The sequence below is a fragment of the Actinacidiphila yeochonensis CN732 genome (assembly GCF_000745345.1).
GTDB lineage: Bacteria > Actinomycetota > Actinomycetes > Streptomycetales > Streptomycetaceae > Actinacidiphila > Actinacidiphila yeochonensis.
In genome coordinates, this window is the sequence record NZ_JQNR01000005.1 from 687,073 (window position 1) to 710,237 (window position 23,165).

The 23,165-nt window shown below is 72.4% G+C and carries 13 protein-coding genes, 3 tRNA genes and 2 pseudogenes; 7 read left to right on the forward strand and 11 right to left on the reverse strand.

Features of this window, described 5'->3' with window-relative positions:
- Window positions 1-110 precede the first annotated feature (110 nt).
- On the forward strand, window positions 111-1,397 hold the full coding sequence (locus BS72_RS14840) for a sialidase family protein (protein ID WP_051951126.1): 1,287 nt from the start codon (window positions 111-113) through the stop codon (window positions 1,395-1,397).
- Between the two features lie 76 nt (window positions 1,398-1,473).
- Here the strand turns inward: BS72_RS14840 and BS72_RS14845 are convergent, their stop codons facing one another.
- Window positions 1,474-1,950, reverse strand: a complete 477-nt coding sequence (locus tag BS72_RS14845; protein WP_037911006.1) for a hypothetical protein — start codon at window positions 1,948-1,950, stop codon at window positions 1,474-1,476.
- Between the two features lie 15 nt (window positions 1,951-1,965).
- Window positions 1,966-3,225: a helix-turn-helix domain-containing protein gene (locus tag BS72_RS14850; protein ID WP_232792409.1), complete on the reverse strand. Its 1,260-nt coding sequence runs from the start codon at window positions 3,223-3,225 to the stop codon at window positions 1,966-1,968.
- A gap of 275 nt (window positions 3,226-3,500) precedes the next feature.
- Between BS72_RS14850 and BS72_RS14855 the strand changes: the two genes are divergently transcribed.
- Window positions 3,501-3,956 carry an ATP-binding protein gene (locus tag BS72_RS14855; protein ID WP_078901377.1) on the forward strand — a complete coding sequence of 152 codons (456 nt, stop codon included), beginning with the start codon at window positions 3,501-3,503 and terminating at the stop codon, window positions 3,954-3,956.
- Between the two features lie 175 nt (window positions 3,957-4,131).
- Here the strand turns inward: BS72_RS14855 and acs are convergent.
- From acs to BS72_RS14910, 9 genes and pseudogenes are all read right to left on the reverse strand, one after another.
- Window positions 4,132-6,096 (reverse strand): annotated as a pseudogene (gene acs, locus BS72_RS14860) (acetate--CoA ligase); the annotation flags it as partial.
- A complete protein-coding gene (locus BS72_RS14865) occupies window positions 6,093-6,731 on the reverse strand; it encodes an acetate uptake transporter (RefSeq protein ID WP_037911011.1) in 639 nt (212 codons plus the stop codon). The pseudogene acs and the gene BS72_RS14865, both read right to left, overlap by 4 nt.
- Window positions 6,732-7,053: 322 nt before the next feature.
- Entirely contained in the window at window positions 7,054-7,686 is a 633-nt protein-coding gene (locus BS72_RS36520; protein ID WP_157856238.1) for a PIN domain-containing protein, read from the reverse strand.
- Between the two features lie 54 nt (window positions 7,687-7,740).
- On the reverse strand, window positions 7,741-8,964 hold the full coding sequence (locus BS72_RS34140) for a helix-turn-helix domain-containing protein (RefSeq protein ID WP_198545896.1): 1,224 nt from the start codon (window positions 8,962-8,964) through the stop codon (window positions 7,741-7,743).
- A gap of 230 nt (window positions 8,965-9,194) precedes the next feature.
- Window positions 9,195-11,144, reverse strand: a complete 1,950-nt coding sequence (locus tag BS72_RS38300; protein WP_063836076.1) for a sodium/solute symporter — start codon at window positions 11,142-11,144, stop codon at window positions 9,195-9,197.
- Window positions 11,141-11,728: a hypothetical protein gene (locus tag BS72_RS38305; protein WP_232792410.1), complete on the reverse strand. Its 588-nt coding sequence runs from the start codon at window positions 11,726-11,728 to the stop codon at window positions 11,141-11,143. The genes BS72_RS38300 and BS72_RS38305 overlap by 4 nt, the downstream gene beginning before the upstream one ends.
- A gap of 140 nt (window positions 11,729-11,868) precedes the next feature.
- Window positions 11,869-12,639 (reverse strand): annotated as a pseudogene (locus BS72_RS14900) (LytR/AlgR family response regulator transcription factor); the annotation flags it as partial.
- Between the two features lie 115 nt (window positions 12,640-12,754).
- The gene (locus BS72_RS14905) at window positions 12,755-13,945 is read right to left on the reverse strand and encodes a sensor histidine kinase (RefSeq protein ID WP_198545897.1); all 1,191 of its coding nucleotides are present in this window, start codon (window positions 13,943-13,945) and stop codon (window positions 12,755-12,757) included.
- 147 nt (window positions 13,946-14,092) lie between these two features.
- The gene (locus BS72_RS14910) at window positions 14,093-15,022 is read right to left on the reverse strand and encodes a PhzF family phenazine biosynthesis protein (protein WP_078901822.1); all 930 of its coding nucleotides are present in this window, start codon (window positions 15,020-15,022) and stop codon (window positions 14,093-14,095) included.
- Window positions 15,023-15,591: 569 nt separating this feature from the next.
- Between BS72_RS14910 and BS72_RS14915 the strand changes: the two genes are divergently transcribed.
- From BS72_RS14915 to BS72_RS14935, 5 genes are all read left to right on the forward strand, one after another.
- Complete coding sequence (locus BS72_RS14915; protein ID WP_037911018.1) at window positions 15,592-17,343, forward strand: TIGR03767 family metallophosphoesterase; 1,752 nt, start codon at window positions 15,592-15,594, stop codon at window positions 17,341-17,343.
- Window positions 17,344-17,761: 418 nt separating this feature from the next.
- Window positions 17,762-17,836 (forward strand) — tRNA-Asp (locus BS72_RS14920).
- 4 nt (window positions 17,837-17,840) lie between these two features.
- Window positions 17,841-17,914, forward strand: a tRNA-Phe gene (locus BS72_RS14925).
- 333 nt (window positions 17,915-18,247) lie between these two features.
- Window positions 18,248-22,318, forward strand: coding sequence for an ATP-dependent RNA helicase HrpA (gene hrpA, locus BS72_RS14930; RefSeq protein ID WP_037911022.1), 4,071 nt, complete (start codon window positions 18,248-18,250; stop codon window positions 22,316-22,318).
- Window positions 22,319-22,675: 357 nt separating this feature from the next.
- Window positions 22,676-22,750: transfer RNA gene (locus tag BS72_RS14935), tRNA-Asp, on the forward strand.
- Window positions 22,751-23,165 lie beyond the last annotated feature (415 nt).

A 23,165-nucleotide genomic window follows, 5' to 3' on the forward strand; every position in this document is an offset into this window, starting at 1 on the left:
CCCAGACGTATCTCCGTCCAGTCGCATCTCCCCGCAGTCGCATCTCCCCGCAGTCGCGTCTCCCCGCAGTCGCGTCTCCCCCACCTCGCAGACGACTTCAGGAGGCACCCATGTCCTTCGACCGACGCCGGCTCCTCGCCCTCCCGCTCGCGGCGGGCGGGGCCCTGTTGGCCGGACGGCCCGCCTGGGCGGGCACCGCGTCCGCCGACGGTTCCGGCACCGCCACCGCCGAAGGGTCGGAGACCACCGCCCCGGCCACGGGCACCGCCACCGCCACCGCCACCGATTCGTCAACGCCCGCCGCGTTCGAGCAGTCGGTGCCGTTCACCGCCGGCGAGGACGGTTACGCGACCTACCGCATCCCGGCCGTCGTCCGCACCGGCGCCGGCACGCTGGTGGCGTTCGCGGAGGCGCGGGCGAGCGGTTCGGACACCGGCGCGATCGTGGTGGCGGCCAAGCGCTCCACGGACGGCGGGCGGAGCTGGGGCCCGCTCGCCGTCGTGGCCGGGGACGGCACCAACACCCAGGGCAACCCGTGCCCCGTCGTGGACCCCCACAGCGGCGACATCATTCTGTTGACCTGCACCAACGCCGCCGACGCCACCGAGAGCTCGATCACGTCCGGGCAGGTGCCGCCCGCCGACGGCCGCCGGGTGTGGGTGCAACGGGGCACGCACGACGGCCGGGTGTTCAGCGCCCCGCAGGAGATCACCGCCCAGGCCAAGCAGCCGGACTGGCGCTGGTACGCCACCGGCCCCGGCCACGCGGTCGCCCTCACCTCCGGACCGTTCCGCGGCCGGCTCGTCGTCCCCGCCAACCACTCCGTACCGCCGTCGGCCGGCTCCTCCGACACCGGTAGCGAGGCGAAGTACTACGGCGGCCACTGCCTGCTCAGCGACGACGCCGGCCACACCTGGCGGATCGGCTTCACCGACGACACCCCGGACGGCGTGGTCAACGCCAACGAGTCCACTGCCGCCCAACTCCCCGACGGCACCCTCTACTTCAACGCCCGCGACCAGGGCGGCAGCGCCCCCGGCACCCGAGCGGACGCCCGTAGCACGGACGGCGGCGCGCACCTGCTGCACCCGTACGCGTCGCAGCCGCAGCTGGCCGGCCCGGCCGTCGAGGGCAGCGTCCTGCAACCCTCCGCCGGCCCGCTGCTCTTCTCCGGCCCGAGCGCCCCGACGACCCGCGCGTCCATGGCCGTACGCGCCAGCAACGACGGCGGCCACACCTGGCGTACGGCGCTGACCCTCTCCACCGCCCCGGCCGGCTACAGCGACCTGGTCCAGCTCTCCCCGACGGAGGTCGGCCTCCTCTACGAGACCGGCACCTCCTCCCCGTACGAGCAACTGACCTTCGCCCGCATCCCGTTGTCGACCCTCACAGACTGAGGGCGCGGCCTTTGGCGGGAGCGGCACCGAAACCGAGGGAGCGGAGACCATGGCCGGTACGCGGCCGGGACCCCGCTCAGTCCCGGGTCGCTCCCTCGGGCCAGACGATCCTGACCGCGACCCCGACGCTCTCTGCGTAGCGAACGACATCGGCCGTACCGCCGTAGCCTCGCGCCGGCCGGCCGTCCCAGACGGCGATCACCTCGTCCACGAGGCCGACGAGGATCTCACTGGCGGCCATGTACGCCGGGTCGTCCGACTCCGAGAACCCCGTCGCGTGGACCTCTGACGCACGGCCGACGAGGCTGTCGTACACGGCGTCGTGCCACCGTGGGAGCACCCCGCGGTAGTCCTCGGCGGGGATGACCACCTCAAGCCGCCCCCCGTGGTCGAGTACCGCCTGCGCGAACCACGCGTCAGGGCCATCCGCGACGCACGACACGCCCGTGAGCTCCGCGGCGCGGTAGTCACCGACGATGGCGCGTAGTTCGGATCGGACCAAGGCAGCCGACCTCTCCGGCAACCCGCGATGCCCGGTGATTCCGACGCGCATGGGCAATCCCTCCTGTCACATATAAGCGTGGTGCAACCGTTCGTCGAAGTCGCGGACCACTCTCGGCGGCGTCTTCGAGGAGTACGCCCTACGGAAGCTCCGCGCCCGCTCGACAACACGACCGGAGCGATACCGCAGCCCGGTCTCGACTGCCCGGGTGGCGAGAAGGTATGCGACCTCCAGCCGCCCACTGGCCAAGTGACCCGCCGCAAGGTCGAGTTGCAGTATCGCGCGCTGTTTGGCATGGGCGGCCGCCGCGACAAGCATCGCCTCGTCTCCCGACTCGAAGACCCACGCGGGCAGACCGAGGCGCGCGCCACAGGCAAGCCGACACGCCAGGACCTTCGCCTCGTTGAAGGTGAAGACCCAAGGCCACGGAGGTGGCTCCTCTGCCGGAATGCGATTCACCTCAGAACGGCTTCGCACCAGGGCGCGGTCGCTGGAGCGCTCGTCTCCCGCTGCCGCATGGGCAAGCGCCTCCACGGTGCTCAGCCATGCGTCGGCGATCACGATCTCCTGCGGACCGACTTGGCTTCGCGCGAGACGAACGAGGTCGAGCGCTTGCGCGACATTCCCGGCGTCCGCCTCCATCTGGGCAAGGCTGCCCACCTGATACGCGACGAGCAGGCTGTTCCCGGAGCGCCGGGCCGCTTTGATCGCCGATCCGTACCACGTGCGAGCCGATCCGGCGTCACCCATGTCCCAGCTGAGCCAACCAGCCAGGCTGGCCACTTCGCTACCGACCGCAGCAAGCCGTAGCTTCTGCGCTTCCTTCGGCTCGTCCGCCGCAACCGCCTGCACAAGACCAAGGTGAGACCGGACGACTTCGGACAGTTGTCGGGACGACGTGGCGCCGTCCATCCGGCGGTACGCAGTGGTGGCAACCCTCAGCGTGGCCGCCTGACCTGTCTCGGCATGGTGCTTCGGTGCAGCCAGAGTTGCGAGTGCAGGTGTGGAGACAACAGCGGCTGCTCCTGTGAGAAATTCCCGGCGTTCCACGTGCTCCGTTCCGTCCGTGCGCGCCATTGCCGACGAGTCGGCGAGACCGACCAGCCGACGAGGCATGTCCAGATACGCCGCGGCCCTGGCCAAGACGGTCATGTCGTACGGGCCTGCTGAACGGGCTTCGAGCCTGGAGACAGCAGACTGCGTGACGCCGCATCCCTCACCGAGCTGGCGTTGGGTGACCCGTAACTCCCTTCGGGCGATGTTGATGACGCGGCCGTAGTTGCCCTCACGTGAGGCATCCAGGATCGCCTGCTTCGACCAGTTCATTCGTTCCACTTTTTCTGGACGGTACGCCAGCGGCCCACATGAGTGGGCCCTTCGTATCCGCAGCGCGCATGCGTGCATGCACTGCGTGCATCAAGTGTGGCCGATGCGAAGGCCGAACTGCTTTGGTCCGGTCAAGAAGACCTGGAAGGGGCCTTCCAGTTCACCAGAAGGCTTCGGTATCTCCGGGCGGACGGCCCGGCGTGGCCACGGCTTACAAGGAGCGCCGACATGCGCGAGCACCATCACCATCCGGTCGGAAGCCCGGGGGTCGAAAGATGACGACGCCGGCACCGATCGACGGGGAACATCCTTCCGTTGTCGTGAAGTCCTGGCCACAGGGACCGCGTTCGGTGGGCCGAGCAAGGCGCTTGCTGGTCCGCAACCTTGACGTCTGGGGCTTGGCTCATCTCGCGGACGCGGCGGCGCTGGTCGTCTCTGAGCTGGTGACCAACAGCGTCCGGCACGCGCGTGAGCCGCGCGGACACCTGATCCGCACACGCTTCGAGCGCCTGCGGGACGGTGTGCGGATCGAGGTGCACGATGCCAGCGACAGGAAGCCGGAACACCGTGAGGCGTCTTCGTACGCGGAATCCGGGCGGGGTCTGGCCCTGGTGGAACTGATCACCGCCGGTCGCTGGGGAGTGAGCGACCGGGAGGGGATCGGGAAGATGGTGTGGGCGGTGTGCGCCGACGGCAGTACGGATGTCGGCGCGGACGGGGCCTCGGCGTAAGCGGAGCCACTCGTCGTCCGGCCACGAGGAAACCGGCACCTGAGCTCGGCCCATGTGCCGTCCGCCCACCCCTGCGGCGCACGTCGGGCGGCCCGAGGCTCCGCGTCGGAGCCTCGGGCCGTCCGGGTCCGGCCGAGTCCGGCCGGGAGGGTGGGCTACTCCTCCTCGGCGGCGGGGCGCCGGACTGAGGGAGGCCGGCGCGGATCGCGTCCATCACCGTGGAGTCGGTGAGGGTGGTGACGTCGCCGAGGTCGCGGTTCTCGGCCACGTCCCGCAGCAGGCGGCGCATGATCTTGCCCGAGCGGGTCTTGGGCAGCTCGTCCACGCGCAGGATCTGGCGGGGCCGGGCGATCGGCCCGATCTCCCTGCCCACGTGGGCGCGCAGTTCGCGGGCCAGCCCGTCGCCGCCCAGTCCGGCCGCCGCCTCCTCGCCCTCGCCGCGCAGGATGACGAACGCGACGATGCCCTGCCCGGTGGTGGCGTCCGACGCGCCGACCACCGCCGCCTCCGCCACGAACGGGTGGGAGACCAGCGCGGACTCCACCTCCGTCGTCGAGATGCGGTGGCCGGAGACGTTCATGACGTCGTCCACCCGGCCCAGCAGCCAGATGTCGCCGTCCTCGTCCTTCTTGGCGCCGTCGCCCGCGAAGTACATGCCCGGGAAACGCGACCAGTACGTGTCGACGTACCGCTGCTCGTCGCCCCAGATCGTGCGGAGCATCGACGGCCACGGCTGGGTGATGACCAGGTAGCCGCCCGAGCCGTTGGGCACGGGGGTACCGGTGTCGTCGACGACGTCGGCGAAGATCCCCGGCAGCGCGCGCAGCGCCGAACCCGGCTTACAGGTGCTCGCGCCGGGCAGCGGGCTGATCATGTGCGCGCCGGTCTCGGTCTGCCACCAGGTGTCCACGACCGGGCAGCGGTCGCCGCCGATCGCGCGCCGGTACCAGACCCACGCCTCGGGGTTGATCGGCTCGCCGACGCTCCCCAGCAGCCGCAGGCTCCCCAGGTCGAAGCGGGCCGGGATCTCCTCGCCCCACTTCATGAACGTGCGGATCGCGGTGGGCGCGCAGTAGAGGATCGTCACGCCGTACCGCTGGACGATCTCCCACCAGCGGCCCCGGTGCGGGGTGTCGGGCGTGCCCTCGTAGAGGACGGAGGTGACGCCGTTGGCGAGCGGCCCGTAGACGATGTACGAGTGGCCGGTGACCCAGCCGATGTCCGCGGCCGTCCAGTAGACGTCCCGCTCGGGCTTGACGTCGAAGACCGCCCAGTGGGTCCACGCCGCCTGGGTGAGGTAACCGCCGGTGGTGTGCAGGATGCCCTTGGGGCGGGCGGTGGTGCCCGAGGTGTACATGATGTAGAGCGGGTGCTCGCTGTCGAACGCCTCCGGGGTGTGCTCGGCGGGCTGCGCGGCCACCAGGTCGTGCCACCACAGGTCCCGCCCGTCGGTCCAGTCCACGTCCTGGCCGGTGCGGCGGACCACGAGCACGCTGCGCACGTCGGGGCAGCCGGTCAGTGCCTCGTCCACGGCGGGCTTGAGCGCGGAGGGCGCGCCCTTGCGGTAGCCGCCGTCGGCGGTGATCACGACGTGGGCGTCGCAGTCGAGGATGCGGCCGCGCAGCGCGTCGGCGGAGAAGCCCCCGAAGACCACGGTGTGCGGGGCGCCGACACGGGCGCAGGCGAGCATCGCCACGACCGTCTCGGGGATCATCGGCATGTAGATCGCGACCCGGTCGCCGGCCGAGACACCCAGCGCTGTCAGGGCGTTGGCGGCCCGCGCGACCTCCCGCGCCAGCTCGGCGTAGGTGAGGGTGCGGGTGTCGCCGGGCTCGCCCTCCCAGTGGAAGGCCACCCGGTCGCCGTTCCCGGCCTCGACGTGCCGGTCCACGCAGTTGTACGCGGCGTTGAGCCGGCCGCCGGTGAACCAGCGCGCGAACGGGGCGCGGCTCCAGTCGCGCACCTGCTGCCAGGGCTCGGCCCAGCTCAGCCGGGAGGCAGCCGCGGCCCAGAACGCGTCCGGGTCCGCGGCGGCCTCCCCGTACGCGGCGGCCGTGACGTTGGCCTGCTCGGCGAGGGCCGCCGGCGGGGGGAACCGGCGGCCCTCGGAGAGCAGGTTGGACAGGGTCTCCCCACTCATGCGTGGGTCTCCGCGACGGGCCCGCCACGCCGGCCCGGCCCCTCGGGCAACGGGCCGACCGGCACCACGACCCGCTTCCAGGTGGAGTTGGTGACGACGGCGAACGAGGCGTACCAGGCGAGCACCGCGGTGACCAGGCCCAGCCAGCCGCCGATCTTGGTGGTGGCGGTGGACTGGGCGAACTCGCCCACGGCCAGCAGGATGAAGGTGAGCGACAGGGTGGTGAAGACCGCGAGCAGCGCCGCGTTGGTGCGCAGCGCGGCCACCGTCATGTACACGGTGAAGATGGCCCAGACCAGCAGGTACAGCCCGGTCGCCTGGTGGGCGGTGGAGGCCGGCAGGGTGGCGACGATCCACTTGACGTAGCCCGCGTACGACAGCCAGAACGCGCCGTACGAGGCGAACGCGGTCGCGCCGAACGTGTTGCCCTTGCGGAACTCCCACATGCCGGCGAGGAGTTGGACCAGCCCGCCGTAGAAGAGGGCGAGCGGCAGCACCACGGTGAGCAGGTTCTGGTCGATGAGGTGGGCGTTGAAGGCGCTGAGGACGAAGGTGGTGGCGGCGAAGCCGGCGAGGCCCAGCGGCCCGGGGTCGGCTATGCCGTTGGCGGCGGGGGCTGAGGTGGGGGTGGACATCTGCGGGTTTCCTCCTCGTCGAGGAAGGCAGTGGCTGGCGGTCCCGAGGACGCCCGCCCGCGCCGGCGCCTCACGGCCGACCCGGTCCGGGCCGAGCGGCCCCGCTCCACGCTAGGTCCACCTCTTGCCCTCATCCCCTCCACGGCACCTCGCCCGTCGCCCAACGGTCCCCCCGGATCGCCGAAGGGTCACCCGCGTGCGGCGGGCGGTCGAGCGGGAGGGGCAAGCGAGGGCTCTGGCGCGGCGGCTGCCGAGGACGGACCGCGGGTCGGTGCCACAGCGGACGCGCGTCGGGGATGCCCGCAACCGAGCTCCGGTCCGCCTACCGTTCCCGCCATTCCTTGAAGGAGACGCTCAACAGGGTGTGCTGGTAAGGAGGAAGACCGTCCCCGAATTGGCGCAGTTTTCCATAGACTCTCTTCAACTCCCCCTCGGATTCGAAGTGCCCGAACCGAATGGCCATCCCCAGAACATCCTCCACAGTGATCACCTGGAGGTCCCGTTGGGCAGCAAGGGCCTGGCCACCCTGATCATCGATGGCAACGAGCACCTCGTAGCCCAGATCCTGGTAGTGAACCCCGTGGGCGACCACGACCGCTTCACCAAGATCCTTCGAGTCCCGCAGCGCATCCTCCAGTTGACGCCCCCGCACGTCTGCGAACACTTCCACCACGCGAGGGGGCGCCGTCAGGGCCTCGATCGCCGGAAGGACCTGTACGTATCGGCTCCCCCGCAGTCGGTCCCAACGGAGTCCGAGGCCCTGGTACTTCCTGTCCTTCCGGGCCACCTCATCACAGACCTCCTGCGGTACGAGGAGGGTCAACTCGGCCTTCTGCAGTACATCAACAAGCAGGTGATGGAGGTTGGCCCCGACGAAGTGCACACAGATGACCGCGTCAAGGATGCAGACCGGTGCTTGCTGCTCCGCCCGAACACCTTCGTCGGATGCTTCCACGTGCTCTTTGGGCAAGCCCCCCCACCCTTCGGTATTCCCCGCGCGGGAAATACCCTACTCGTCGTTGGCCGGCCCGCGTGACTCGTCCTTGGCCAGCCCGCGGGCGACCAACCGCGAAAGGTCGGCACGTTTGGCGGTCGGAGGGGTGGGGACGATCCCAGCCGCCTTGAGCTTCGCCTCAGCCGCTTCCGGTGTACGCCCTTCGAGCATGGCCAATGCGCGCACGCCGATGAGGTTCCGCCGGTACGCCTCTACCGCTCGCTCCAGAATACGGCGAGGAGCCCGTACAGCTTGGGCTGCCTCCTGCTCCTGCTCGTATGCCGGCCCCCATCCGTATCGCTGAGCCAGCTGAACTCCCGTCGGCCCCCAGAGGTCCTTCTTCTGCTCAGCTGTGATCAGGGTCATCGACTCCAGCTGAATGAGGACCACCGGAAAGCTGACGCGAAAATGTCGGGCAAGCAACGCGGCGGTACGTTCGTCCACTCGGCCACGCCGAGGAAATCCCTCGCCTGAAAGCCACTCATTGATGCCTTCCTCCGGCGCCAGCAAGTGGCGGGCAAAGGCATCACATCGCTTCTCGCCCGGTGTTCTTCCATCGTCCAGCTCATGGACCTGGGCGCCGTCGCCCCAGAGCAGGTGCCCCAACTCGTGGGCGAAACTGAACCGCTGCCGCTCGGGCACGTCACATGCGCGAACAGCGATGAGGGTCGTCTCGCGCACCGGATCGGTGACCGTAAACCCCTCGGTTGTTCTCGGCCAGTTCAGGACCGCCGTGTCCACCCCGGTGAGCTGTTCGATCAACTCGTCAACATCAGCGATGGGCGCGCAGCCGAGATGAAGCACGGTCCGCACCCGATGAGCCAGTTCTTTCGCCTGCTGCTCCAGATCCAGGAACTCGTCCGGCAGGGGCAAGCGCCCTTCGGGTTTCCGTTGCTGAGCGGCACGCCCTCCCAGCTGATCCAGGCGGGCGTCCAATTCCAGCACTTCGAGGGTGTGCCGAAGCGCCGCCTCCCGCTCCGCCTCCACCACCTCGTTCATTCTCGCCGCGATCTGTACCCGCTGACGTACGGGATCACCGCAGGTCAGCAGCCGGACGGGAACGTCGAGTGAGATCGCGAGACGATCCAGCTCAGCGAGCGTCAATGAGTTGCGTACGCCATTCTCGATACGGGTCAGAGTCGGTTGGGAGAGCTGTGCGCGTGCGGCGAGCTCGCGCTGACTGAGTCCAGCGCGCTCACGTTCGCGGCGGATCCGCTCCCCCACAAGCACGAGATCCACTGAGCACCTCCTTCTTGAATCTAGTCTACTGACGTGATTCAGCATGGCCAGTGACAGGTGTATCACCGCCCACCGACAAGGGGTCGCTCGGCGTGATCGGACACGCGGCGAAAGCAGCTCGATTCACCTCTGACCTGGTCGTTCGCGGAGGATATTGGGCTCTGTAGGCCGTTCGGCCGACCAGGGGTCGAGGCCCGGTACCGGCGTCACCGACAGAGACGGCAGCGCGCCTACCGCGGCCTCCCGAGGCGGTGCTCGGCGGGGAGGTGCGGCCCGGGAGGGGCGCTGGGTTGGGGGAGGTCGGGGACGCGGGGGATGTCGGTGACCTCTTCCGGGAGGTGCATCCGCAGCATCGCGCGGTCCACCGCCTCGGGAACCAGGCGGCGACGGGTCGCCCAGGAGACCGCCACCATCACGCCGAAGGCGACCGGGACCGTCCAGGCGGCCGGCTCCTCCAGCAGCGCCGCCGGCCAGCCCCGGCCGGGCCCGCGCACGCTGGTGACCACCACCGCCGTGGCGGCCAGGCCGCCGCCCGCGACCAGCCCGGCCAGCGCGCCCCGGTCGGTCAGCCCGCGCCACCAGATGCCGAGCACCAGCAGCGGGCAGAAGGAGGACGCGGCCACCGCGAAGGCCAGCCCGATCGCGTCGGCGACCGGCAGCCCGCCGGTGACCACGGCCATGGCCAGCGGCGGCAGCACGGCCAGCAGCGACGCCCAGCGGAAGCCCCGGGCCGAGCCGCGCAGCAGATCCTGCGAGACGACGGCGGCCGCCGACACCGTCAGCCCGGACGCGGTGGAGACGAACGCGGCGAACGCCCCGGCCGTGGCCAGCGCGGACAGCAGCCGCCCCGCCTCCCCCGCCTGCGCGATCTGCGGCAGCACCAGTACGGCGGTGTCGGTCCGCCCGGTCAGCAGCAGTTGCGGCGCGAAGACCCGCCCGAGTGCCCCGTACACGGGCGGCAGCAGGTAGAAGCCGCTGAGCAGCACCAGGACGAGGACGGTGGTGCGCCGCGCCGCCCGCCCGTCGGGGTTGGTGTAGAAGCGGACCAGCACGTGCGGCAGGCCCATGGTGCCCAGGAACGTGGCCAGCAGGATCGAGTACACCGCGTACAGCGGGTGGGCCCGGCCGCCGGCGCCGGACAGCGGAGCCGCCCAGGCCGCTCCGGTGGCGGGGCGCAACCCCGTCTCGTGCGGGACGACCGCACCGCGGGGGAAGGCCAGTCGGGCCCCGGCAGCGGCCTCGTGGGTCCCCGGAGCCAGCCGCACCCGGGGCCAGCCGCGCACCGACGGCCCCGGCCCGCCCGTGTCGGCCCGCGGCCGCTCCGCCGTCCTGTCGCCCCCCGTCACGTCCCCGCCCGTCACGTCCCCGCCGACGGGGTCACCGGCCACCGGGGCCGCCACCGGGTACGGCGTACGGTCCGGCGCGGGGGTGTACGCACGGCCGTCCAGGCCGCCGCGGACGGCCACCGTGACCGGGGTGCGCACGTCGAACCGGACGGCGTCCTGGACCCGCACCACCGTGGCCCGGGGAAAGGTCGGCACGTCGGGGCCGGTCAACGCGGGCGAGCCGGCCGACCGCCAGGCCAGCACCAGGAAGACGGCGGGCACCGCGATCGCGGTCAGCTTCAGCCAGAAGTGCAGCCCCTGGACCAGCGTGACGCTGCGCATGCCGCCGGTCGCCGAGACCCCCACCACCACCGCGGCCACCACCACCGCCCCGACCCAGCGCGGCACCCCGGTGACCGTCTGCAACGTCAGCCCGGCGCCCTGGAGTTGGGGGACGAGGTAGAGCCAGGCCACGACCGCGACGAGCACGCTCGCCACCCTCCGCACGGCGACGGAGTCCAGTCGGCTCTCCGCGAAGTCGGGCAGCGTGTAAGCGCCGGACCGGCGCAGCGGCGCGGCGACGAGCAGCAGCAGGACGAGGTAGCCGGCCGCGTAGCCGACGGGGTACGCGAGCATGTCCACCCCGTACGCCATCACCAGCCCGGCCACGCCCAGGAACGACGCCGCCGACAGGTACTCGCCGCTGATCGCGGAGGCGTTCCACAGCGGCGAGATCTCGCGGCTGGCCACGTAGAAGTCGGACGTCGCCCGCGACAGCCGCAGCCCGTACGCGCCCACCCCGACGGTCACCGCCAGCACCACCGCGAGGGCACCCAGCCCGAGCCCGGGGTTCACCCGGCTCCCGCCTCTGGCCCTGGCCCTGGCCCTGGCCCGGTTCCGGGGTCAGTTCCGGGGCCGGGGCCGGGGCCGGGGCTGGAACCGGGGCCGGGGCCGGGGCCGGAGTCGGTTCCGAGGCCGGGTTCCGCCGCCGGGTCTGCCCCCTCGGACGCGGGCGCCGCCCGCTCGGCTCCTCCCGGCGCGGCGGCGGCCGGCTCCGGCCCGCCCAGCAGGTCGGTGAAGTCCCGCTCGACCCGTTCGGCGTGCCGGACGTGCAGAAGCGCCGCCCCCACCAGCACCGGGTACACCACCACCCCGAGCAGCAGCCACGCCAGGCGCACGCCCAGCAGCGAGGCCGTACGCAGCTCCGGCAGCAGCGCGAACGCGGCGGGCAGCCCTCCGAGCATCACCGCGAGAACGACCAGCACGCCCAACGCGAGCCTCAGTTGGTCACGCACCAGGGAGCGCACGTAGACCTGGCCCAGCCGTGGCTGCGCGTGCAGGTCGGCGACGGCGGTCCGGGCCGACCACTTCCCGGCCGCCCGCACCCTGCGCGGCGCGGTGACGGTCACCCGGCGCGGCGGGCCCGGGGAGCCGGTCACCACGCGCCGTCCCGGCCGGGCGGAGCGGGCGGCCCGGACGACGGCCGCAGCGGGAAGGGTGTCGCGGGCGGCGGCACGGGCGGCCGCGGGTACGGGTCCGGCGCGACGGACGGCGAAGGGGAGGACGAGGACGGCGACCAGCGCAGCAGCAGGTCGCGCAGCTCCCGCGAGTGCCGTCGGCTGACAGCGAGTTCAGCGCCGCCGACCCGTACCGTCCAGTGCCCGGCGTCCGAGCGCAACGCCTCGACGTGCCGCAGCGCCACCAGGTAGCTGCGATGGATACGGACGAAGCCGTGAACGGCCCAGCTCTCCTCCAGCACCGCCAACGGCACGCGCAGCAGCGGGCGGTGCGGGCCGGCGTGCAGCCGCACGTAGTCGCCCTGCGCCTCGACGTAGGAGACGTTGTCGCGGAGCACGAACCGGGTGACCCCGCCGAGTTCGACGGGTATGCGCTCGTCTGCCCGGCCGTCGGACGACTCGGCCGGCTGGCCGTCCGGCACGCCAAGGGCCGGGGCGCCGTGAGCCGAGGCGCCAAGGGCCGGGGCACCGCTGTCGATCAGCGCCGCCACCCGCCGCACCGCCTCGGCCAGCCGCTCCTGGCTGACCGGTTTCAGCAGGTAGTCGCAGGCGTTGAGGGCGAACGCGTCGACAGCGAAGTCCTCGTACGCGGTGACGAACACGACCGCCGGCGGGTGCGCGAAGCGGCCGAGCACCCGCGTCAGCTCCAGACCGTCCAGGCCGGGCATGCGGATGTCGAGGAAGACCGCGTCGACGCCGCCCTCCTCCAGCAGCCGCAGCGCCTCCGTGCTGCCGCCGGCCGCACGCACCTGGCCGACCCGGCGGTCGCGGCGCAGCAGGTACGCCAGCTCCTCCAGCGCGGGGGGCTCGTCGTCGACCGCGAGGACGCGCAGCGGGTTCACCGCGGGGCCGCCGTGTCCGTGGAGCCCGAAGGCGGCAGCCCCAGGGCGCGTCCGTTCCCGGGACGTGGCTCCGCCCGCTCTCGGCCTCCGTTGCCCAACCACAGCTTCACCTGGCGTGCACTCCGTTCCTGAACTTGGGCACGCGGATGTTGATCTTCGTCCCGGCGCCGCGCTCGGTCTCCACCACCAGGCCGTAGTCGTCGCCGAAGACCCGGCGCAGCCGCTCGTCGACGTTGCCCAGGCCCAGCGACTGTCCGCCCGCCCGGCCCGCGAGCTGGGCGCGGACCTGCTCGGGGTCCATACCCACACCGTCGTCCTCGACGCTGATCCGGCACTCGGAGCCCGCGTCCTCGGCCCGGATGGTGATCCGGCCGGAGTCCGGCTTGGGGCCCAGCCCGTGCCGGACGGCGTTCTCCACCAGCGGCTGGAGGCACAGGAACGGAACGGCCACCGGCAGCACTTCGGGCGCGATCAGCAGGTCGACCCGCAGCCGGGCGCCGAACCGGGCCCGCTCCAGGCGCAGATAGCGGTCCACGGAGTGCAGCTCCTCAGCCAGGGTGCTGAACTCCCCGTGCCGACGCAGGCTGTAGCGGGTCAGCTCGGCGAACTCCAGCAGCAGCTCCCGGGCCTGGTCCGGGTCGGTACGCACGAACGAGGCTATGGCGGTGAGGGAGTTGTAGACGAAGTGCGGGGAGATCTGGGCCCGCAGGGCGCGCAGTTCGGCCTCGATCACCCGGGTGCGGGACCGGTCCAGCTCGGCCAGCTCCAGCTGGGTGATCACCCAGAGCGCGACCTCGCCCGCAGCCCGCACCAGTCCGGCCGACGCCTGCCGGGCGTACACCGACAGCGCCCCCACCACCAGGCCGTCCACCACCAGCGGGACGACGACCGCGCTGCGCAGCGGGCAGTCCAGGTCCCCGCAGTCGACGGCCTCGGCCGGCACCACCCACGGCCGCCCGGAGGCCATGGCCTCCCTCGCGTGCTCCACCGCCTGCGCGGCGTGCCGCCGCCCCGGGCCCTCCCACGCGAGCAGGACCCCCTCCCCGACCACGGCGAGAGCGGGCGTACCCAGCAGGGCCCGCAGGTGGCGGGCGGCGCGGCGGGCCGACTCCACGCCCAGGCCGTCACGCAGCGGCGGCGCGGCCAGAGAAGCGGAGTGAAGGGTCTTGAACGCGGCCCGCTCAGCGGGGGTGTTGAACCCGCGCCGCCCCCGGACCAGCCAGAACAGGGCCGCCCCGGCGCCGGCGATGACCAGCACAACGGACACGACGGTGACAACCGACCCCATGGTGCGCATTATGGACGCCTCATCCGGCCCGGGACAGGGTGTTGCGCCCACCCCTCCCGAACCGCCGAGCAGGACCGACCAGCACTGATCAGAGTCGGTCGACACCGGTCGGAACTGGTCGGAGCCGGTCGGCACCGAGGCCGGAAACCGTAGCCGTCAGGCGTCGGCCTCCGCGCGCCCGGCGGGCCCAGCGGGCTCAGCGGGCTCAGCGGGCTCAGCGGGCTCAGCGGGCTCAGCGGGCTCAGGCCACGGGATCACGGCCGCGGTCCCGCTGACCCCGATGCCGCTTCCCGGCCGGGCGGGAACCCGGACGGTGATGGTGCTGGGCCGCCCCATGTCGTCGCCCTGGCGGACGGTGAGAACCGCCGGCACCTCCACCAGCCCGAGCTCGCGCAGGTAGCCGCCGAAGGCGGCCGCGGCGGCGCCCGTGGCGGGGTCTTCCACCACGCCGCCGGGCGGGAACGGGTTGCGCGCGTGGAAGAGGTCCGGCGCCTCACGCCAGACCAGGTCGACGGTGGTCCAGCCGCGCCGCTCCATCAGGGCGCCCAGCGCCGCCATGTCGTAGTCCAGCGCGGCCAGCCGCTCCCGGCCGGCCGCCGCCAGTACCGGGTGCCAGGCTCCGGCGTAGGCGGCCCGGGGCGGCAGCGACGGGTCCAGGTCGCCCGGCTGCCAGCCGAGCGCGGCGAGCAGCGCGGCCAGGTCCTCCGCGGCGATCGGCTGCGTGCGCGGTGCGACGCTGACCAGTTCGGCGTGCCAGGCCCCGTCCGCGGCCCTGCCGGTGGCCACGGTCACCACGCCCGCCTGGGTGTGCAGGACCAGGTCGCCGGCTCCGTGGCGTGTCGCCCAGGCCACCGCGGTGGCGATGGTGGCGTGCCCACAGAAGGGCACCTCCGCCCTGGGGCTGAAGTACCGCACGTCGAGTCGGCCGTCGGGCCGGGGTACGACGAACGCCGTCTCGGAGTAGCCGACCTCCGCGGCCACCGCGACCATTTCCGCCTCGCTCACACCCGTCGCGTCGAGCACGACCCCGGCGGGATTGCCGCCGGCGGGGTTCGCGGAGAACGCCACGTACCTCAGGATTTCCATGCCGTGCACGGTATCGACAGGCACCCGAGGACCGCTCTGCTCCGGCTCAGGATGTGTCCGGCGGTCCGGCAGTCCGGCAGTCCGGCAGTCCGGCGGTCCGGACGGGCGACGGCGACCGGGGAGCGGGGAGCGGGGAGCGGGGAGCGGGGAGCGGGGAGCGGGGAGCGGGGAGCGGGGAGCGGGGAGCGGGGAGCGGTAGGCGAAACGGTGCGACCGCGCGCCCGGTTCCCGTCCTCGGCCGGCAGGGCGGCGAGCCGCTGCCGCACCTCGGGGCCGGAGCGGAGGCCGTGGACGAAGACCGCGGGCACGTTCAGCCCCGGCACCAGCGCTGTTCGTCCGAGCACGTCCCCCTCCCCCACGCGCGGGCGGACGCCCCCACCGGGGATACGGCCGCCCCATCGGGGATACGGCCGCCCAGCCGGGGATACGGCCGCCCCGCCGTCACGGGCCCTTCATGTGGTGGCCGAACGGCCGTGGCACGCCTGCGCCACTCTGGCCGACGGGCGTTACCGGCTGGTAATACGGGAGCGCTCCTCGTCCGTGCCGGCCGATCGTCATCAGGAGACGTCATGCGTTCGTCGCACCACCGCACTCGACGACAGTTCCTCTCCGGGGCCTCAGCCGCGGCCGCGGCGGCCGCGCTCACCGTGGCCGACGGCCGCTACGCCTCGGCCGCCGAACGGGACAGCGCGGTGGCCGCCTCGGCCGCGCGGGCGGTCCAGCCGGCCGGCACCACGCTGGAGCAGGCCGCCACGACCACCGGCGGCACCGGGTACCTGCGGCTGACCGCCGGCCCCGGCTGGCCGCTCGTGGTGCGCCCCGAACTCGCCGCCGGCTCCGCCGGACGCGACGACCGCCGTACCGGCCTGGCCTCGTTCGTGCAGTTCACCGACCTGCACCTGGCCGACACCGAGTCGCCGGTGCGCTTCGAGTACCTGGCCCGGTACATCGACTCCGCCTACCGCCCGCACGAGGCGCTGACCGTACGGGGCGCCGCCTCCCTCGTCGACCGGGTCAACTCGCTGGCCGGCGGCCCCTACACGGGGTTGCCGTTCTCCCTGGTGATGGCCACCGGCGACAACACCGACAACCACGAGCAGGTCGAACTCGACTGGTACCTCACGGTGATGAGCGGCGGCGCGATCACCCCGAGCACCGGCGACACCGCCCGCTACGAGGGTGTGCAGAACTCCGGCTCGGCGCAGTACTGGAACCCCGAGTCGTCCTTCCAGGACACCTACAAGGCGGCCGGGTTCCCGCAGGTCCCGGGCTTCCTGGCGGCGGCCGGCCGGCCGTTCACCGCCACCGGGCTGAGCACGCCCTGGTACACCACGGTCGGCAACCACGACGACAGCATCGAGGGCACCCTGCCGGACCTCGGCCTGCTCTCCTCGCTCTACACCGGCGGCGGGAAGATCGAGGGCGTGGACGACGCGACCGCCGCGAAGCTCGCCGACGCGATCCAGCACGACCCGGCCGCGGCCGTCGGGCTGCTGCTCACCCTCCTCGACAGCGGACCGATCCGCCAGGTCACCCCCGACGCGCGGCGCGCCCCCTTCACCCCGAAGCAGTTCGCCCAGGCCCACCTCGACCCCGCCCGCACCGGGCCGGGCCCCTTCGGGCACGGCTTCACGCAGGCCGCGGCGTCCAGCGGCAAGCTGTACTACACCTTCCCCGTCGCCGAGGGCGTCCTCGGCATCAGCCTGGACACCACCAACCGCGCCGGCTGGGCCGACGGCTCCATCGGCTCCGCCCAGCTGAAGTGGCTGGAGTCGGTCCTCCAGAGCTACAGCACGCACTGGTACGACACCGCGGGCAACGTGGTGCGGCGCGGCTCGCAGGACCAGCTGGTCATGGTGTTCAGCCACCACACCAGCACCACCATGGGCAACACCCTGCCCGACCCGTACAACCTGCTCGACGGGCGGCACACCGGCGCCGAGCTGGTCGACCTCCTCCAGCGCTACCCCAACGTCGTCGCCTGGGTGAACGGCCACACCCACGCCAACCTGATCACCGCGCACGGCCACGCCGTTCCGGAGCGGGCGTTCTGGGAGGTCAACACCGCCTCGCACGTGGACTACCCGCAGCACGCGCGGGTGATCGAGCTGGCCGACAACGGCGACGGCACGCTGTCGCTCTTCACCACCCTGCTGGAGTCCGCCGCCCCCTACGCCACGGACTTCGGGTCCACCTCCGAGGACAACCTGGCGGCCCTCTACCGCGAGCTCTCCTTCAACGACCCCTACGCGACACCGGCGGCCAAGCTCGGCGGCTCGGCCGACCACAACACCGAGCTGCTCCTGCCCAAGCCCTTCTGACCGGCGCCGCCCAGAGCCGGCACCCTCCGTGCGCGCCCCCGGCCCCGGGCCGGGGGCGTCCGAGGGGGTGATCCACCGGGTCCTCCCGCAGGCGCCCGCGCCCCACCCGCGGCCGCATGCCCGCCCCACCCGCGGCCGTATGCCCGCCCCGCCCGCGGCCTTACGCGCGCCCCGGACGCAACCGTGTGCGCGCCCCGGACCAGGCCGTACGAGCACCCCCGGACCGGGTCGGCACCGCGCGCGTACGGGAGGCACCCGCGATTCTGATACGCTGATCCAGCGAAACCGGCCCACCGAAAGCCGCTCCGCCGGACGGACTCCCCAGGGACTCCGCCAGCAGGGGAGGGCGCGGCTCCGGTCCGCGAAACCCGTGCGAGAGCAGGGCACAGTATGTGTCAGAATGTTCTCGCACAAGCAAGGTCCTGTGGAGCAGTTTGGAGTGCTCGCCACCCTGTCAAGGTGGAGGCCGCGGGTTCAAATCCCGTCAGGACCGCTGCGGCTGGGTAGCTCAGTTGGTACGAGCGACCGCCTGAAAAGCGGTAGGTCGCCGGTTCGACCCCGGCCCCAGCCACCGCACGACGAAGGGTCCGTCTCCTCCGGGAGCCGGACCCTTCGTCGTTCCCGCTTCTCCACCGGTGTTCTCCCGTTCCCGCCGGTGTTCTCCCGTTCCCCGCCGGTGTTCCGGCCCTGTTCCGCCGTGCGCCACGCTGTGCGCCACGCCGTAACCGGAACCGCGCCCGGCCGCGGGCCGCCGCGACCACCCGGCGTCCCACGCCCTCCCCCGCGGGTCTCCCGCCGCCGGTCCCACGCCCCGCCCGCCCCACCCGGCCCGGGAACCCGCCGCGCACCACGCCCGTAAACCGGTTCGCCGCCGCTCCCCGCCAGGTGCGATGCTGGACGGCGTATGTCCACTCAAGCCCCCTCCACCGCCGAGCTGGCCGGCCGTCTGCCCCTGCTCTCGCTCCGCGACGAGCTGCGCCTCGGCCGCCGCCTCGACGGCGCCCGCCGCATCCGCAAACCGGAGGCGCGCGCGGCCGTGCTCGCCGAGATCGGCGCGGAGATCGACAAGGCCGAGACCCGGATCGCCGCCCGCCAGGCCGCCGTACCGCGGATCGACTACCCCGAGCTCCTTCCGGTCAGCAAGAAGAAGGACGACATCCTCGCCGCGATCCGCGACCACCAGGTGGTGATCGTGGCCGGTGAGACCGGCTCCGGCAAGACCACCCAGATCCCGAAGATCTGCCTGGAGCTGGGCCGCGGCGTGCGCGGCCTGATCGGCCACACCCAGCCGCGCCGGATCGCGGCCCGCACGGTGGCCGAGCGGATCGCCGAGGAGCTGCGCACCCCGCTGGGCGAGGCGGTGGGCTGGAAGGTCCGCTTCACCGACCAGGTCGGCGACTCCACGCTGGTCAAGCTGATGACCGACGGCATCATGCTGGCCGAGCTGCAGACCGACCGCGACCTGCGCGCCTACGACACGATCATCGTGGACGAGGCCCACGAGCGCAGCCTCAACATCGACTTCATCCTCGGCTACCTGGCCCAGCTGCTGCCGCGTCGCCCGGACCTCAAGGTCATCATCACCTCGGCGACGATCGACCCCGAGCGCTTCTCCCGGCACTTCGGCGACGCCCCGATCATCGAGGTCAGCGGCCGCACCTACCCCGTCGAGGTGCGGTACCGGCCGCTGCTCCAGGAGGACTCGGCCGACCCCGACCGGGATCAGGTCACCGCGATCACCGACGCCGTGGACGAGCTGCAGCGGGAGGGGCCGGGCGACATCCTGGTCTTCCTCTCCGGCGAGCGGGAGATCCGCGACACCGCCGACGCGCTGGAGAAGCACCTCAAACGCGGCGGCGCCGTCCGCGCCGCCACCGAGGTGCTGCCGCTGTACGCGCGGCTCTCCTCCGCCGAGCAGCACCGCGTCTTCCAGCCGCACGGCGGCCGGCGCGTCGTCCTGGCCACCAACGTGGCCGAGACCTCGCTCACCGTGCCCGGCATCCGCTACGTGATCGACCCGGGCACCGCCCGCATCTCCCGCTACAGCCACCGCACGAAGGTGCAGCGGCTGCCGATCGAACCGATCAGCCAGGCCAGCGCCAACCAGCGCAAGGGCCGCTGCGGCCGTACCTCGGACGGCATCTGCATCCGGCTGTACGACGAGGAGGACTTCCTCTCCCGTCCGGAGTTCACCGACGCGGAGATCCTGCGCACCAACCTCGCCTCGGTGATCCTCCAGATGACCGCGGCTGGCCTCGGCGACATCGCGAAGTTCCCGTTCATCGACCCGCCGGACAGCCGCAACGTCAAGGACGGCGTGCAGCTGCTGGAGGAGCTGGGCGCGCTCGACCCGGAGCAGAAGGACCCCCGCAACCGGCTGACCAGCACCGGCCGCCGCCTCGCGCAGCTGCCCGTCGACCCGCGGCTGGCCCGCATGGTGCTGGAGGCCGAGCGCAACGGCTGCGCCGCCGAGGTCATGGTGATCGCCGCGGCGCTGTCCATCCAGGACCCGCGCGAGCGGCCCGTCGACAAGCAGGCGCAGGCCGACCAGAGCCACGCCCGCTTCAAGGACGAGACCAGCGACTTCCTGTCCCTGCTGCACCTGTGGACGTACCTGCGGGAGAAGCAGCGGGAGCTGTCCTCCTCGGCGTTCCGCCGGATGTGCCGCTCGGAGTTCCTGAACTACCTGCGCATCCGCGAGTGGCAGGACATCTACAGCCAGCTGCGCGCGGTCGCCCGCCAGCTGGAGATCGAGGTGCGCGAGCCGGCGCCCGGCGCCGAGTCGGCCGACCCGCAGCGGGTCCACGTCTCGCTGCTGGCCGGGCTCCTGTCCCACCTGGGCCTGAAGGACACCGACAAGAACGAGTACCTGGGCGCGCGGTCGGCGAAGTTCGCGGTCTTCCCCGGCTCCGCGCTGTTCAAGAAGCCGCCGCGGTGGATCATGTCGGCCGAGCTGGTGGAGACCTCCCGGCTGTGGGCTCGGGTCAACGCCCGGATCGAGCCGGAGTGGGTGGAGCCGCTCGCCCAGCACCTGGTCAAGCGGAACTACAGCGAACCGCACTGGGAGAAGGACCAGGCGGCGGTGATGGCGTACGAGCGGGTCACCCTCTACGGCGTGCCGCTGGTCGCCCAGCGCAAGGTCAACTACGGCCGGATCGACCCGGAGACGTCCCGGGAGCTGTTCATCCGCAACGCCCTGGTGGAGGGCGACTGGCGCACCCACCACCAGTTCTTCCACGACAACCGCAAGCTGCTCGGCGAGGTCGAGGAGCTGGAGCACCGCGCCCGCCGCCGCGACATCCTCGTGGACGACGAGACGCTGTACGACTTCTACGACGAGCGGCTGCCGGAGCACGTGGTGTCCGGCGCGCACTTCGACTCGTGGTGGAAGCACAAGCGGCGCGAGGCCCCCGAACTGCTCAACTTCGAGCAGTCGATGCTGATCAACGAGAACGCCGAGGCGGTCACCAAGGCCGACTACCCCGACAGCTGGCGGCAGGGGCGGCTGCGGTTCCACGTCACGTACCAGTTCGAGCCGGGCGCGGACGCCGACGGCGTGACCGTCCACGTCCCGCTCCAGGTGCTCAACCAGGTGGAGCCGGACGGCTTCGACTGGCAGATCCCGGGCCTGCGCGAGCAGGTGGTCACCGAGCTGATCCGCTCGCTGCCCAAGCCGGTGCGGCGCCACTACGTGCCGGCGCCCAACCACGCGAAGGCGTTCCTCGCCTCCGAGGAGGCCGCCGCCATCCTGCGGAAGCTGGACGGCGCCGGCGACGGGACGGACGTACCGCCGCTGACCTCCGTGCTCGCCCGCGGGCTCCAGCGCTCGGTCGGCGTGGCCGTCGACCCCGAGGACTTCGACTGGACCAAGGTGCCCGACCACCTCAAGATCACCTTCCGGGTGGTGGACGAGCGGCGCCGCAAGGTCGCGAACACCGGCGCGAAGGGCGGCACCGGCGGGGCCGGCGGAAACGGGCGGGACGCCGAGGACAAGGACCTGGAGGCGCTGCGGCAGCGGCTGCGGCCGCGCACCCGGGCGGCGATCACCAAGGCCTTCGAGCGGTCCGCCGATCCGGCGCTGGCCTCGGTGGAGCAGCGCACCGGCCTGACCTCCTGGACGATCGGCGCCCTGCCGCGCACCTTCGAGACGCGGCGGGCCGGGCAGCCCGTGAAGGCATACCCGGCACTGGTCGACGAGGGCACCTCGGTGGCGGTGCGGCTGTTCGACACCGAGGCCGAGCAGGCCGAGGCGATGTGGCGCGGCACCCGGCGGCTGATCCTGCTGGGCGTGCCGGTCAACCCGGCGAAGTTCGCCGCCGACCGGCTCTCCAACCAGCAGAAGCTGGCGCTGTCCCGCAACCCGCACGGCGGGGTGCAGCCCCTCTTCGAGGACTGCGCCACGGCCGCGGCGGACCTGCTGGTCGCCGGGCGCGGCGGCCCCGCCTGGGACGAGGAGGGCTTCCGCAAGCTCTTCGACGCCGTCCGCGCCGACCTGGTGGAGCTGACCGTCCGGGCGGTGCAGCAGGTGCAGCAGGTGCTGGCCGCCTGGCACGCCTGCGAGCGGCGGTTGAAGGACACCGCGAGCCCGGCGCTGCTGGCCAACACCAGGGACGTACGGGAGCAGCTGGACGCCCTGGTGCGGCCCGGCTTCGTCACCGAGACCGGCCTGAAGCGGCTGCCGGACCTGATGCGGTACCTCACCGCCGCCGACCGCCGGCTCCAGCAGATGCCGACGGGCGTGCAGCGCGACGCCACCCGCATGGAGAAGGTGCGGGAGATCCAGGGCGAGTACGCCGAGCTGCTGGCCGCGCAGCCGGCCGGGCGGCCGGTGCCGGCCGCGGTGCGGGATCTGCGGTGGATGATCGAGGAGTTGCGCGTCAGCTACTTCGCGCACGCCCTCGGCACCGCCCACCCGGTCTCCGACAAGCGGCTGTTCAAGGCCCTGGACGACGCGTGGGCGGCCGTCCGCGGCTGACCGCGGACGGGGGCTCCGGCTGACCGCCGTTGACGGCAGCCGGTCCGTTGACGGCAGCCGGTCCGTTGACGACGGTTGACGGCGGCCCGGGTGGGCTGGCCAGGGGCCGTCCACCCCTCCGCCGAGGGCCGGGTGACCTCCAGGGTTCCCGGCCGCCCCTCAGCAGCCGCCAGAGACCCTGAGCGGCCCTCCTCAGCCCCTCACGGCCCCTGGCCAGCCCCTGGCCAGCCCTGCCAGTGCCCCGGGACGGCCCCGCTGCGGCGGGCGTTCCGGCGAGGTCCGGGGCTGCCCGGGAGGGGAGCTGGCCCTCAGTTCGACCTCACCCCCTGACCTGCGGTACAGTCATCACGCACACGAGGTCCTGTGGAGCAGTTTGGAGTGCTCGCCACCCTGTCAAGGTGGAGGCCGCGGGTTCAAATCCCGTCAGGACCGCAAGCGCGCAAGCAGCGTGACGACATGTGAGGCGGCCCGTCCCCGATCCGGGGGCGGGCCGCTTCGTCGTGTGCGACGCCCACCCGACGCCTGGCGTGCCCACCCCCGCACGCCGGCGGCGGGCGCCGCGAGCGACCTGGCACCACCGGGCGCCGTCGGGACAGGCACCGCCGGCGGGCAACCGGAACCGTCCGGAGACAGCCGAGCCAGCCGAGCCAGCCGGGGACCCGACCAACTCCCCTGCCCCGAGCGGGTGTTCGTGGCGTCCGCCGAACGGGTGTCCATTACCCCATGAGGGAGCGACACCTCAAGAGTCCGACATGTGACGGGAGTCACGTGAAAAAGTGGACAAGGGGCGGGAATGCGAGCCCTCCAGAGGGATCGCAATTTAATATGTGCAATGGTACCGGCGCAT